Annotated in this window: 14 protein-coding genes; 4 read left to right on the top strand and 10 right to left on the bottom strand. The window is 39.3% G+C overall.

All coding sequences use genetic code 11. From position 1 onward, the window contains the following. Window positions 1–41: 41 nt before the first annotated feature. The 6 genes from ACX0G9_RS08070 to ACX0G9_RS08045 form a co-directional block, all read right to left on the bottom strand. Entirely contained in the window at window positions 42–962 is a 921-nt protein-coding gene (locus tag ACX0G9_RS08070; protein WP_459064370.1) for a helix-turn-helix domain-containing protein, read from the bottom strand. Window positions 963–999: 37 nt separating this feature from the next. Then, complete coding sequence (locus ACX0G9_RS08065; protein WP_459064369.1) at window positions 1,000–1,902, bottom strand: SDR family oxidoreductase; 903 nt, start codon at window positions 1,900–1,902, stop codon at window positions 1,000–1,002. Window positions 1,903–1,995: 93 nt separating this feature from the next. Continuing rightward, complete coding sequence (locus ACX0G9_RS08060) at window positions 1,996–2,250, bottom strand: RNA recognition motif domain-containing protein (protein ID WP_459064368.1); 255 nt, start codon at window positions 2,248–2,250, stop codon at window positions 1,996–1,998. Window positions 2,251–2,295: 45 nt separating this feature from the next. Further along, a complete protein-coding gene (locus tag ACX0G9_RS08055; protein WP_459064367.1) occupies window positions 2,296–2,757 on the bottom strand; it encodes a MarR family winged helix-turn-helix transcriptional regulator in 462 nt (153 codons plus the stop codon). Continuing rightward, window positions 2,750–3,349, bottom strand: coding sequence for an EVE domain-containing protein (locus ACX0G9_RS08050; protein ID WP_459064366.1), 600 nt, complete (start codon window positions 3,347–3,349; stop codon window positions 2,750–2,752). The genes ACX0G9_RS08055 and ACX0G9_RS08050 overlap by 8 nt, the downstream gene beginning before the upstream one ends. Before the next feature lie 31 nt (window positions 3,350–3,380). Continuing rightward, entirely contained in the window at window positions 3,381–4,694 is a 1,314-nt protein-coding gene (locus ACX0G9_RS08045; RefSeq protein ID WP_459064365.1) for an ATP-binding protein, read from the bottom strand. 618 nt (window positions 4,695–5,312) lie between these two features. Here ACX0G9_RS08045 and ACX0G9_RS08040 point away from each other — a divergent pair. The 4 genes from ACX0G9_RS08040 to ACX0G9_RS08025 all read left to right on the top strand — a co-directional run bounded on the left by ACX0G9_RS08040 (window position 5,313) and on the right by ACX0G9_RS08025 (window position 9,273). Beyond that, complete coding sequence (locus ACX0G9_RS08040; protein WP_459064364.1) at window positions 5,313–6,263, top strand: helix-turn-helix domain-containing protein; 951 nt, start codon at window positions 5,313–5,315, stop codon at window positions 6,261–6,263. Between the two features lie 132 nt (window positions 6,264–6,395). Next, the gene (locus ACX0G9_RS08035; protein ID WP_459064363.1) at window positions 6,396–7,736 is read left to right on the top strand and encodes a vanadium-dependent haloperoxidase; all 1,341 of its coding nucleotides are present in this window, start codon (window positions 6,396–6,398) and stop codon (window positions 7,734–7,736) included. 56 nt (window positions 7,737–7,792) lie between these two features. Further along, window positions 7,793–8,113, top strand: coding sequence for a YdhR family protein (locus tag ACX0G9_RS08030; protein WP_459064362.1), 321 nt, complete (start codon window positions 7,793–7,795; stop codon window positions 8,111–8,113). Continuing rightward, window positions 8,110–9,273: an acyltransferase family protein gene (locus ACX0G9_RS08025; protein WP_459064361.1), complete on the top strand. Its 1,164-nt coding sequence runs from the start codon at window positions 8,110–8,112 to the stop codon at window positions 9,271–9,273. Before ACX0G9_RS08030 ends, ACX0G9_RS08025 begins: the two co-directional genes overlap by 4 nt. A 98-nt stretch (window positions 9,274–9,371) precedes the next feature. Here the strand turns inward: ACX0G9_RS08025 and ACX0G9_RS08020 are convergent, their stop codons facing one another. The 4 genes from ACX0G9_RS08020 to ACX0G9_RS08005 all read right to left on the bottom strand — a co-directional run. Then, window positions 9,372–9,866: a hypothetical protein gene (locus tag ACX0G9_RS08020; RefSeq protein ID WP_459064360.1), complete on the bottom strand. Its 495-nt coding sequence runs from the start codon at window positions 9,864–9,866 to the stop codon at window positions 9,372–9,374. Window positions 9,867–9,875: 9 nt separating this feature from the next. Continuing rightward, a complete protein-coding gene (locus ACX0G9_RS08015; RefSeq protein WP_459064359.1) occupies window positions 9,876–11,087 on the bottom strand; it encodes an XRE family transcriptional regulator in 1,212 nt (403 codons plus the stop codon). 376 nt (window positions 11,088–11,463) lie between these two features. Next, complete coding sequence (locus ACX0G9_RS08010; protein WP_459064358.1) at window positions 11,464–12,327, bottom strand: hypothetical protein; 864 nt, start codon at window positions 12,325–12,327, stop codon at window positions 11,464–11,466. Window positions 12,328–13,026: 699 nt separating this feature from the next. After that, window positions 13,027–13,179, bottom strand: a 153-nt coding sequence (locus ACX0G9_RS08005; RefSeq protein WP_459064505.1) for a transposase domain-containing protein, incomplete at its 5' end; no start/stop codon positions are given.

Below are 13,179 nucleotides of genomic sequence, written 5' to 3'. Positions count from 1 at the left end.
GTTTGAAGCACCGACAAGGCCGCTAAAGCTAACAAGGCTGATCAGTGAAATGACTGTCGAAATTCCAAAGGCGAAAGATCGGTCTTCGCCCTGAACAGTTTACTAAAGGACTGCGGATGTTCAAAACCCAATTCATAAGCAATTTCGCTAACAGACAAGGCAGTGGTAGATAGTTTTTCTTTGGCCCTTTCGATCAGCTTGTCGTGAATATGTTGCTGTGTGTTTTGTCCGGTCAATACGTTAAGCAATCCCCGCAGATAATTTGGTGATATGTTCAACTTTTCTGAAATGTATTTGACAGTTGGCAGCCCATTTTTTTGTAAATCTTCGGTATTAAAATAATTTGTTAGTAATTTTTCTAATTGATCGAGTAGCTGATGATTTGATTTTTTACGCGTGATAAATTGCCGATGATAGAACCGCTCTCCGTAATTAAGTAAGGTTTCAATTTGCGAAATAATAATATCCTGACTGAACTTATCAATATTGGAATCATACTCCTGCTGAATATTTTGAATAATCCGATTAGTCGTGTCTTCTTCCTTTTCGGACAGGAACAATGCCTCGTTTACAGAATAATCAAAGTATTCATATTTTTTTATCGTTTTCGCTAAACTCGTGTTCCATAAAAAGTCCGGATGGATCAGCAACATCCACCCGGAATGTTTTACGGCAAGGCTGAAGGTTATCTCAACGCTAAAAACCTGTCCTGGTGCCATAAAGAACATTACCCCTTCATCAAAATCATATTGCTGCTGACCGTACTTTATTTTTGCTGCGGAGTTTCTTTTTACTGATATTGAATAAAAATCAAGAACCCAGCTCGTAAGATTAAACTCCGGAGAATGTTGAATTGATGCATAATCCACTACACTTATTAAGGGATGTTGCGGTTTGGGCAAGCCTCTCAATTGATGAAACTCGCTGATGGTTCTTATTCTGTATGGGCTACTCACTGCCATTTGCTAAAAAATAATTCATATTCCAAATATAATAATTTCATGACTGATTATAGACGGCGGCAAATTCCCTGGCAAAATCTTTCAGCTTGATTTTCCCAAGCGTTGGCTTATGGCGGTAATAATCCTCATATAGTACCCCGCCACGCCTGGATGTATTCATTGCTACAAAGCCTTTTGCAGTTTGCGGATTCATACCGGCATCCAATAAACCATTCAATGATTGTTCGTCAGGAATGATCAGCCATTTCAAATCATTTTTTCCGACTGCTTCACCTAAAGTTTTGGCTATTTCATTTGGAGATACTTCGTCGCTTGCTATATAACGCATTGTTCTACCTTCAAAAGGTTTTTCCATCTCTTCGGCAATGGTGGCTGCAATATCCAGGGGCGAGACCCAGGGCTCTTTTTCGTCACCACCATAATTAGCGATAATTGCGTTTTGCGCCTTTATGGTTTTTACAAATGCAAACATATTGTAATAAAACCCGACCGGACGCATAAATTTAATGGAGACGTCGGCCGGAAGTTGTTTCAAAATGTTCTCTGCATGGTAATGAAAAGCGAGAATGCCGGAGTCCTTGTCTGTATGCGCGCCAATGCTGCTCAGGTGTACTACCCGTTTTACACCCGATTGTCCGATGGATTGTTTGAAACAATTGACAATTTTATTAATCTCCATTAATACGTCCAGGTTGTGGTCAAAGAAACTACCATACCCAATGGCTTCCATCAGGTATACTATGTCCGCACCTTTAAAAGTGGCTGCCAGGAAATCTGTATCCTCCATGGTGCCAATGGCAGCTTTTGCACCCAAACTTTCGATTTCTTGTTGTTTTTCGGCTTTTCGGCTGATAACGGTTACCGAATGTCCTTTTTCCACCAGTTCTTTTGTCAGTGGTCTGCTTATGTTCCCTAAGGAACCTGTAACTACGATTTTCATTTTTACATTTTTGTTGAGGCAAAGCTCAACAATCTGAAAATGAACAATGAAGCCAAAACGCCTTTTGTTGTAGTCAAAAAATGAAAGAATAGGTTAACCGCGCCTGGGGCCACCTTCTTTTGCTTCTTTAATGTTAAGCGGGTTCGTCCCCAGCACTTTGCCCTGTAAGTCCACCATTGCCAGTTTGGCCTGATCATCACTCATCTCAACAATTCCTTTTCCCTTGCTTAGGCCAGAGAGGGGGTCGATGATGATTTTTGTATACTCCACCCAGCCAAATTGGTTAAAAAGCCGTTGAAGATCAAACTTGTCGAAATGGCGCGGAAGGCCGGATATTGTCATTCGCATAGAACAAATATATACAGTTTTTCTTATAGCCAATAGCTGATTTTTCTATACGCTTTTGTTCCCGGCAATAAGTCGTATCATATTGGAATTAAACGGTGAAAGGTCCTTTTTTAAAGCCGAGAAAAATTCCAGGTCGGCATTTTCAACCTGTCTAATGGCTTTTTGCAAAACCGTTTCCCCGGTAGCTGTCAACTTAATGATTTTTGCCCTGGTATCGGTTTCGTGTTCACGGCGTATGATGAATTTTTTTTCTTCCAATGTTCGTAAGACCTTTGAAACCATCATTCTGTCAGCATTACTTTGGTTGGCGATGTCAACCTGGGTTACGGCGTTATTTTCCCGTGAAAGCCAGGCCAACGAAGCCAGCAATACGAATTGTGTGTGTGTCAGATCTAACGGATCTAAAACCCTCTTTTGTTTACGTTGCCATAACATGGTCAATTGTCCAAGCAAATAGCCGGGGCTGTCGTTAGGGCTTTTAAAGTGAAATTCAATTTTTTTAGGCATACACTTTTTGAAGCATTTGTGAAGAAATAAGATCAAAATCGTGTTGGTTGATTTCAAAGAAACCAAAACGGAATGGATAGCCCCAACTGGTTTTGTTTCGAATGAATTCCAATTCATGTATCAATGGCTGGATTGAAATATCCTCACTCTGTAAAAATTCAATATTGCGTCTCGATGGACAGAAGTCTGCTGACATCTGGAACTGATAAACTTCATCATCCATCACCTTTCCAATAGCCGTAAACTCCTGGCACTTGTCAGGCTTGCCAAAAGTTTGTTTGCCTGAATAATAGATGATAAAATCATCTTTTCGCATCCTTTTCAATGGAGATGTCTTACCGTGGCAGGCCTGGGCAATTCCTTCTGCAAGACCTGTTCTTACATGATCTTTAGAAGCCACAATAATCCAATATTTGCGGTTACGTTTCGTTTGTGTCATAATTTCCCTTTTTGGTATTTTGTGTTTTTTGTGTTTTGTACCGTCATTTGGCTTTGTTGTCACAAATATAGTATTCACGACAACAATAAACAATTGTTTTATAAAATATTTTTCAGCTATTTTCCATAAATTCGTATAATGTGTTGATTCCAACGCTAAGCAGCTTTAGGCAGGGCTCAGGGCATCAAAATAAATCAAAAGGAGCTGCACACCATTTCCAAGCGGCTATCACTTGTACGTTTATATCCTGATACACAAAGCTCTGTTCTTCTTCAAGGGTGATAATGATCCCTTTGTTACTATCAGTTTGCTTGCAGGCTTTCACCAAAGATTTCAACTCTCTTTGACGGGTACTTTCATCCGTCATTTGCAAGCAAACCTGTATCGGTAGAGACTGTCCTCCTTCTTTATAAAGCACAAAATCGCATTCGTGGTACTGGTCCTGGTAATAATAAATATCAGTCGTATATATATTTCCATACATTCTATACAACTGCCAGAAAACCAGGTTTTCCAGGAGCATTCCTTTGTTAGTTGAAAAACTACCATCTATGGCATGCAGCATTCCGTTGTCTATAAAGTAACCTTTCTTGTCGGCATTCTCCCGCTTGATCAGCGAATGGTCAAAACGGCTTATACGCTTGTACAGATATACTGATTCGGCTAAATCAGCCATTTGATATATACTTCCCTGGCTCACTGTGTATCCCCTGCTTTTCATTTCCATAAATATCTTCCTCAAGGTTAGGTTTTTGCTCGTATTGCCTGCTATACGATGAAATAAATAGCGCAGGTAACTATAGTTTGCCGGTTGCTGCTGATCTATGATATCCCTATACAGGACCGAGTTGAAGTATTCCTGCAGCAAAGCCCTTCTATCTTCCGGGGTCGAAAGGGCAACTTCTGGAAACCCGCCCCATAACAGGTAATCATTAAACGCCGACAGAACAACCGCTTTTTCTGTACCGTGAGCTTTGAAAGCAATATCTCTGAATTGAAGGTACTCAGTAAACGAAAGAGGTAAAAGTTCCAATGGCATCCCTCTTCCCCGTAAAACCGAGGCTACTTCGGTATGCAATTTTTTGCTATTTGATCCGGTAATGATCACTTTCCGGCTTACCTGCTCATGTACCCGATTGATAAATGCTTCCCATTCAGGAAGATATTGTATTTCATCAAAGAAGAAAAACACATCGTCCAACCCCGGGTTTTCAGGATGTAATTCACCAAAAGCCTGTAATATAAGATCAGGTTTAAACGTTTCCCCTCTCAGGCGCTCATCCTCCAATGGCAAATAACAAATTTGCCGCCATTCAACCCCCTCACTCAATAATTTGTGAATCGCCAATTTTAATAATGACGATTTGCCCGCCCTTCTTGGGCCAATAATGGTTTGGACTTTAGGCTTTGCAGGATTCAATGATATAGCACGATTCTGTTCCGGCACCTTAAACCGTTCTGCTGTTTCAGCCAACATTGCTAATATTACATCTTTCATAAGATCAAATATGACATATTTAACCTTATTAAAAGATCATTTTAGGTTTATTCAAACCCATCCAAAGAATAGATAGCCCACTCTTGCCATTTATGGAGTTCCTTCGAATAGATTAACTTTATAAAAATCAACAACTTATGCTAAATTCTACCCTTTCGAACAGATTTACTTCCGCACAATGTGACCTTTTTGCCATCTTTACCATATATCAGGAAAAAACCACCATAAAAGCTTGACCATATAATAGAATTGATCCGTACAGATAAAAACGATAAACCACTTAACTCCTTGTATAAATATCTCCCCATGATGCAGAAAATGATCCGGCATAATGGAGGAAATATACAAGATGCTGAAGATGTTCTTCAGGAGGCTCTTATTATATTAGTCAGGAAAATTGTTAAAATGTCACGCCTTATTTACTGATTATTGCTAGTGGCCATAGCATTCTTGATTTGGTAGTTTCCCTACGGTAGGGCTGAATCTCCCAACGGTCAGCTAAGTAATATTCTCATCATCGTGTATCAGAAAGTTATAATACTTTTAAGTTTTCATAGGAATTGGATTATAGGTTTTTTTGTGCACTGAATATTTACGGCTAAATATACTACAACAACAATGCTTAACCTGGATGAAATAATACATACTGTCAACAGCATGTACAGCAAAGCGGAAACCACTATGCTTACGCTTAAAGATGAAAAAGAGGGGCTTATCCGTGTGAGCACCGCTTCAGAAAAGTGGTTTATAGTTTTGAACGGCGCCTTTTGTAATGTTAGCCAGGATCTGCATTTTACGGCAGGCAGGAACACGCCGTTTATCATGATGTATTTTCAGCTAAAAGGTACATCCACATTTGCCACCGGTACCAATGTAAGTGTAACCGGTCAGATGCATTCCCTCAACTACCTTCCTTCATTCAAATTCAATACCTGCATAAGGAAAAATACAGAGGAAGAATTTTTTTGTGTAAAAGTATTTCCGGATCTGTTACTGCAGCAAATGCAGGACCACGATGAAAATAACCCGCTGGTTAATTTTTGCAAACGAAAAGATCCTTTTGTTACCCTTGATACACCGCAGGTAATAAAACCAGCTATATACCAATGCATTCATGACTACCTAAATTGCCCCTACGCGGGAGCGTTGGGTGCCGCCTATAAAGAAAATATTATTCTTAATCTCTTTATTCATCAACTGGCCATTTTTACCGGAGCCGATCGTAAACCTGGAAATACCGCAACCAGACTCAGCCGGGCGGATATTGATTTGCTGAACGACATTAAAACTTACCTCGATCAGCATTATCTTGAAGTGGGATCGTTGCAGCAGCTTAGCCGTAAGTTTGGTATCAACAGTTTTAAATTAAAGCATGGTTTTAAACACCTCTTCAGTAATTCTGTAATGAAATTTGTTGATGAACATAAAATGAACTACGCCCGGGCAATGCTGCAGCAGGGCCGGGTAGACGTAACAGATGTGGTAGATGAACTGGGATACAAACATTACAATAATTTCAGCACCGCCTTTAAGAAAAGATTTGGATATTCTCCGGCAGCCGGGCAATAATCCGGACAATACTGAGCAGTCATCTGCTCCTCAGCAATAAAATACTTTTCGCATATATAATAATACCTTTTGCAGAACTGCTTTGTGGCAAACTAGTCGTTTTTTTGTTTCCTAAATTTTTAAAACAAAAAAATGGAACAGAAAAACACAAAAGCAGTATCATTGCTGCAAAAGAAGAAAACAACCAACAAATGGCTGTCCTTATTAAAGCCGTTAACCTACCTGGGCATTGTGCTGATTGGCTTTTCCGTCACAGCTTGTGAAAAAAACCCGGTGGATTCCAAACCTTCCGAAGCATTCCCTGCAATTTCCAACCGGGTGATACTGGACTGGAATGCGACTGCATTGAACGCTATGGGTGCACCTAACTACCAGCATGTGCTTTCAGCATCAAGACTATATACAATGGTCCACATCGCACAGTACGATGCGCTCAATTCAATCAAACCGGTGTATAAAAAGTACTGTAATACTTCTGGCGACGCAGCCGCACACCCGGTAGCGGCAGCCGCTTTTGCCGCATATACTGTATTGCTTCATGAGTTACCGGGGAAAAAAGCAATGCTTGACAGCCAGCTTGCAAAAGCAATCGATACTATTGCGGATCTAAATGCCAAACAAAAAGGCATTGCACTCGGACTGCAATGCGGCAATGCCATTATTGACCTGAGAAAAGATGATGGCGCCTTCCAGGATCCAATCGGAGCTATTGCACCATCAACAGTTCCTGGTGTATACCAGGCAGTTCCACCATTCAATTTTGAATTTGCGCCTTTCTGGAAAACAATGAAACCTTTTGGGCTGCTGCAACCCCAGCAATTTCGCGCAGCCCCCTACCCGGCTTTGCATAGTGCAGCTTATCAGAAAGATTTTGAAGAAGTAAAAACATTTGGTGAGAAAAACAGCCTGCAGCGTACAGCAGAACAGACATCCTATGCAAAATTTTGGTATGAGTACGCCGAAATTGGCTGGAACCGTATTGCATCGGTCGCTGCCGGCAAAGCGAAAACTGGTTTGTTTACTACAGCCCGTTTGTTCGCTATGCTCAATATAACACTGGCGGATGCCTATATTGCAGGGTGGGATTCAAAATTCTATTATAATTTCTGGAGACCTTACACTGCCGTTGTAAACACACCGGTAACTGACGGAGGCAACCCCGCCTGGGAGCCGCTGATGCCCACGCCCCCGGTACAGGATTATCCATCTACACACAGTGTGCTGGGTAATGCAGGAGCCACGGTACTTACCTATTTTTATGGCGACAATTTTGCCTTTGCAACCACTTCCACCTCTTCTGCCACACCGGGCGCGACAAGAAGCTTCAAAAGCTTTTTTAACGCTGCCGATGAAAACGCAGATTCAAGAGTGAGGGCGGGTCTTCATTTTCGTTTCTCCTGTAAGGCAGGGCAGGCAATGGGGAATAAGATCGGAAAATGGATAACAGAAAATACATTAATGAAGGCAGAATAATAACACGCAGGTAATCTGCCTGCGGCAATAATATTATCAATATCAAAAAATTTACAATGACTAAAAAAGTATTAACGACGAAGTTTAATTACAGTATGCCAACAGAGGAGTTTAAAAAAATAATGCAGGCAGTGGCACCTCGATTTTCAGCAATTCCCGGCTGCTGCTGGAAAATATGGCTCCTTAATGAAGATCACCAGGAAACTGGTGGTGTGTATCTGTTTGAATCGGATACGGAATTGGAGCAGTTTCTGAAAAGTGACCTTTTTGCATCAGTGACAAACAACCCGGCTTTCAGCAATTTGCAAACGAATACATTCGATGTTGCGGAAGCAGCAAGTGTAATAACAGGTGCGCCTCTAATGAAAATGGAATGAATACTAACAAATACCTTTCCAACCTTACTGCGCTTCGCGGTATTGCTGCTTTGCTTACTGTTCTCTTCCATGTTGACATTGTCCTCTCTTCCTTTGGTGGGCGATTGCTGGATGGTAAGATTTCATCTTTTATAAACCATATGTACTTAATGGTTGACTTCTTTTTTGTATTGAGTGGTTTTATATTGTGCTATGTATATTCGAAAAGTTTTGAGGGTCCGGTTAAAGGACAGGACATTAAAAAATTTACGATTGCCCGTTTCGCCAGGGTATATCCTTTGCACCTGTTCTCCTTATTATTAACTACGTTATTTTTGTTTCTATTACATCAATGGGGTGCAAAAGTTTCTCCCATATTAGATGCCGAGAATTCAGTTTATTCCTTTATCACGAATCTGTTTTTGCTGCATTCGATGAACCTTCATCAATGGTTTACTTTTACTCATGCTTCCTGGAGCATCAGTACTGAATGGTGGATGTACATGCTTTTCCCATTTTTAGTCCGCCCATTTTTGAAATTATCAAGACCTGGCAGGTTGGTTGTTTTTGCTTTGTGTATCTTGGGGTATTTAGTGATTGGCTACGTACTGGTTCCATTGGTGAAAGTTCCCGATGATCGTTTCTTAAGGGTTACTCCCTTCAGTTTGAATGTAGCCTATCAATTTGGTTTTTTCCGATGCCTATTTGGTTTTGTAATAGGCATGATTGTTTATTTTGGATACAAGCGGGATTGGAGCAAACAATTGTTCTCGTCAGGTTATACTTTTTTAGTACTTATCTCAGGCCTGGCCTTATGTCTGCATTTCGCAGTACTTGACGTTTTTACCGTTCTCATTTTCCCAGGTATTCTACTATCCGCCGCTTATGGCAATCGAAAACTCGATACCATTCTGGCATCAAAACCACTTCAAAGATTGGGCGACTGGTCATTTTCACTTTATCTTATTCATCAACCTTTTTTATATCAGGGCGCAGCACTTTTAGGAAACCCAGAGAAAACCGGCATCGCAATTCCAAAGATGGGCATGCTGATTAGTTGGTTAGCCTGTTCAATATTTGTTGTATTTATCTTATTCATTTCTTATCTCTCCTATCGTTTCATAGAAGTGCCAGCGAGGAATTTCATCAATGGTAAGTGGGGCAAACAAAAAGCCCTATAGGTTTAATCAACTACAAATTGTTTTTTCGAACCGTAAATTCTGTAATTGCCGGTTCACTGGTATTTCCGGATTTGTCCAGCTTTAGTAAAGGAAATAACTCAGAATCTTTTTCCATACCCTTTACTAATATTATAACTGTGAAGGGTATTAAATAGGTCAGCCATTTTGCCATTTTCTTTTTCCCACTTGGCAACCATTTCCAATACTTCTTCAGCATCTATTATATAAGCCATACGACCATCCCCACCCCTAGTGCCATCTGACTTTTTTCTTTTCCCTCTGGTAAGGATCACATTTTTTTCTTCATATATATAATCTCTTGCGGCTTTGTATTGCTTCCCTTTGGGAAGAGACCTTTTCAGAATTCGATTTATATTTCTGTAATAGATATCGAATTTCTTCTCAGGATCATCAACATTTCCTGTATCAGTAACTGGTATTTCCCTTATTTTTACAAACTGACCTTCTGGTGTAAAAGAAAGTTGCTCCCCTTTTACTTCATCTGCTTCAGCTAAAAGGCGCATCCTTTCTGCTGCAGCTTCTTCACTTAATTGTTGTTGACTTTTTTGGGTCTCTTTTTTCTTATTTGCCATAGCTTCTATTTATACATTATAAACTGTTTGCAATAATTGCTTAGCATTGTTGTCAAGAGTTTCCGACTTAAAGGTGTTAATATCCATAAAACTTAAAGCGTGTTGCACATTTGGTTGCGCCCAATTGATTTTTCCCCACATTGAGCCTAAGCCATTTACGTCAGCATAGTATGCAAAGAAATTATAAATAATTGAAGGATGAACCTGGCATTCCCGAGCATATTTTGCCACTAAATGTGGGCTTTCGATATAGGGAGCAATATACCTGCACTTATCATCTGAAAAGAAATACTCTCTGGCAAATTCATCTGCCAATGGCTCTTGTAATAAGAATAGATCTGGTTCTCCAGTAAGATGAAAAACTTGCTTTTTAATCTCATTGAAATCATACAGAACATGATGTAATTCGTGTAACAGAGCGAACCAAATAGTTGAATAATTTTTATTCAAATCAGTAATTGCAATGCAAGGCTTATTGTGAATAATAAATGTAGCACCTCTCACTTGGGTTAAAGGGAGTGACTGTTGAAAAATGACAGTCACTCCAGCATTAAACAAAGCCTGGGCCACAGTCTTCAACCCATCTTCCAAATTCATCGTATATGGCCGTATCTTAGGAATAAGGTCAATTAGTAAAGTTCGATTATATGGAAAGGGGTTATTTATCTTTTCAAAATACGCATTCGCAGATTTTACCCAAAATTCCTTCATAAGTTGACTAGCATTCCGCTTTGTCTTACTAAATGCAGGAATGTATGAAGAATTAGAAGTGTAAGTATAAATACTTTCTATTCCTAGAAATAGTCTTATTCTATTTTCAATTTTATTAAAATCAGTTAAGGTGTCTATAAAACCTACCTTTCTCAAACTTTTTAAATCAAAATTTTCATAGATGTAATTAGCCATCCTGGCATATTCTAACTCCTTTATGCTCTCTACGTTCAATGTAGCGACAAAATTTTGGGATATATCCTCTATACTTACCCCTAAGAATTGGGTAAGTTTCAAAAGAATGAAAAAGTCAATGTCCTTTAAATCATTTTCTTGAATATTTTTAAGGATTCGATCGAAAGTACTTTTGCTAACATTAAGAATGGTACCCAATTGAAGATTCGAAAGGCCTAAACTTTCCTTCTTTTTTTCAATAAGATCAAATAGGGAAATCTTCACAGGTTGCCCTAAGAGGCTATAAATGTTTGTGGTATTAAATTCATTTCCCATTTTTGGGCCGTATATTTTCCACAATCTAGGCCAATTTTACTAAATTTCCCATTTTTGGGCAATAATTATTCTAAATATTTTAGCAAATTAACTTTTGACTTGGATTAGCTATTATTCCTATTACCATTGTATAGGGAATTGTAGCTATAGATACAGACTCGCAAAGGCCCTGGAACTCCTTCTCTCGGAGCTATTGAAGGGAGAGCCTCATGACTTCAATTTTCCCGGTCGTTAGACATTCGCAGAACTGGCCAGCATGACATACCAAAAGCTGAAGGTATCCGCTTCCACCGGGTTTCGGGGGAAGTTTACCACGTTCGGAATCCTTATTGTAATTTATATCGGAAATATGCTAAAAAGAAAAAAAGAGCAATATTCAATTTTCATTTTTTAAAACTGTTTCTATTACTTTCTGCCGAGTATTTCCTTGAATAAACCCAAATGCATTTCCATTTATATTATTAAAGTAGACTTTATTAATCGTGAAACTTTTCGAACCGTCACTGTTCTTATATTTTCCTCTTACCCAAACATATAAATAGTTATATGTTAATTCATCATTGATATGAAAGAAAAAACTTTCTCCTTGATTTTTTGATAGATTCAGATTATAATCTGGAGGGTTAGCAGGCTGAAGATTGATATACTTATATCCCTTTAAGGAATCTAATATCACAACACTGTATTTTATTTCATAACAACAACTACTAGCATCAGTGCTTTCATAGGTTATTTTATAATGATTTACATTTATTTCGCGTTTCAAAAATTCAATACCCTTTGGTGCATCAGACAATTGAAGGATCGGATCATCACCCAAAATTATTTTTGTTTTTGCAGAATCAACAACTTTTTTTATTAATTTTTTATTCGCTGAATCTAATTTAAACCCATATTTGCCAAGAGTCTCAGAAACTAAAGAAACTGTTTTCTGGTTGCTAGTGTCAAAGTTTTTTTTAATATTTAGTATTGCTACGTTATAACTTGCTCTTAAATTAGAATCTCTTTTATCCTGCTCAATTTTCTTTTGAGTTTCCTTTTTTTCGTCCGCTGCATTTTGTAATACATATTGAATTAAGGGCAAAAAAACGAGTGCTCCGGTACAATAAATAAAAATCCATCCAGGTTTCTTAATTCGCTTTATCCCGCGTTGGTTGGAGTCGATAATGACTTCCTGAGCTGCTATAAATGCTATTATTCCCGTACACAAAGCAACAAGGCTAATAATTAATGCAATCATATTCTAATCAATATAGCCAAAAAAAATTATTAACTATTCTTTTACCCTGTAAAAACACTGCATAATGAAAGCTAAGTCATTCCAGGACTTGTGTATATACCCGGCCCCCACCTTGACGGACAGTAAGTAGAAAATTGCACCGGAGGCGCCGTCCTGGTGCCCAAAAAGGCAGCACGCAGTATACAATGCTTTTCCTATACCCCTATACCTTTGCCACACGGATACCAACGCCATCCACACGGCCGACGGCCAGAGACAGAAATTTAATTCCAACATTCCGGAACTTGCGCAAATTTTCAGATTTCTATTGTCTTAGGTAGCTGGCAGCGCTACCTTTATGGAAATATACTTTTTATGATCACAAAAGGACAGGTTTATAAATTCAATTGCGCAATGATTCTGGATCGTGTACCCGGGATTGTTCCCGATATAATCCTATAAACCGTGGCGGACGTGAGCTATGAAGATAAGAAAATCGAGTTAGACCCATAGCCCTATAACACGGAATACGAAAGCGGGAATTTCCGGCGAATAGCTTATTGGTTCAAAAACGAGTTGCCGGGCATTCCCGAAGACCAGACAGTTTTACGCGATCCCGCGTAAGCATACGATCCGGAGCATCTTTGAATGGAACGTTGGAGGGCTTACATTTGCCTCAGGACAGTAAGTGAGGTAAGAAAGCTCTTTGATCGATGGGTATTAGTTGGAGGATGGCGCCGGCTTCCAATAAGGCGGCAGTAAATTGATGAGCTCGCCAGCCGGGCAATCGTGGAGTCGATTATATACATCGTGCAGGTATTCGAAGGGATCAATACCGTTCAATTTGCAGGATTCTACGAGAGAATAAAATAA

It is taken from the genome of Flavitalea flava, assembly GCF_054461575.1.
Note: the sequence above shows the minus strand (reverse complement) of the source record. Positions and strands in the feature narration are given on the sequence as shown.

Coding starts and splice junctions, on each gene's coding strand:
- ACX0G9_RS08070 (WP_459064370.1), bottom strand. CDS start 962: ATGGCAGTGAGTAGCCCATACAGAATAAGAACCATCAGCGAGTTTCAT.
- ACX0G9_RS08065 (WP_459064369.1), bottom strand. CDS start 1,902: ATGAAAATCGTAGTTACAGGTTCCTTAGGGAACATAAGCAGACCACTG.
- ACX0G9_RS08060 (WP_459064368.1), bottom strand. CDS start 2,250: ATGCGAATGACAATATCCGGCCTTCCGCGCCATTTCGACAAGTTTGAT.
- ACX0G9_RS08055 (WP_459064367.1), bottom strand. CDS start 2,757: ATGCCTAAAAAAATTGAATTTCACTTTAAAAGCCCTAACGACAGCCCC.
- ACX0G9_RS08045 (WP_459064365.1), bottom strand. CDS start 4,694: ATGAAAGATGTAATATTAGCAATGTTGGCTGAAACAGCAGAACGGTTT.
- ACX0G9_RS08040 (WP_459064364.1), top strand. CDS start 5,313: ATGCTTAACCTGGATGAAATAATACATACTGTCAACAGCATGTACAGC.
- ACX0G9_RS08035 (WP_459064363.1), top strand. CDS start 6,396: ATGGAACAGAAAAACACAAAAGCAGTATCATTGCTGCAAAAGAAGAAA.
- ACX0G9_RS08030 (WP_459064362.1), top strand. CDS start 7,793: ATGACTAAAAAAGTATTAACGACGAAGTTTAATTACAGTATGCCAACA.
- ACX0G9_RS08025 (WP_459064361.1), top strand. CDS start 8,110: ATGAATACTAACAAATACCTTTCCAACCTTACTGCGCTTCGCGGTATT.
- ACX0G9_RS08020 (WP_459064360.1), bottom strand. CDS start 9,866: ATGGCAAATAAGAAAAAAGAGACCCAAAAAAGTCAACAACAATTAAGT.
- ACX0G9_RS08015 (WP_459064359.1), bottom strand. CDS start 11,087: ATGGGAAATGAATTTAATACCACAAACATTTATAGCCTCTTAGGGCAA.
- ACX0G9_RS08010 (WP_459064358.1), bottom strand. CDS start 12,327: ATGATTGCATTAATTATTAGCCTTGTTGCTTTGTGTACGGGAATAATA.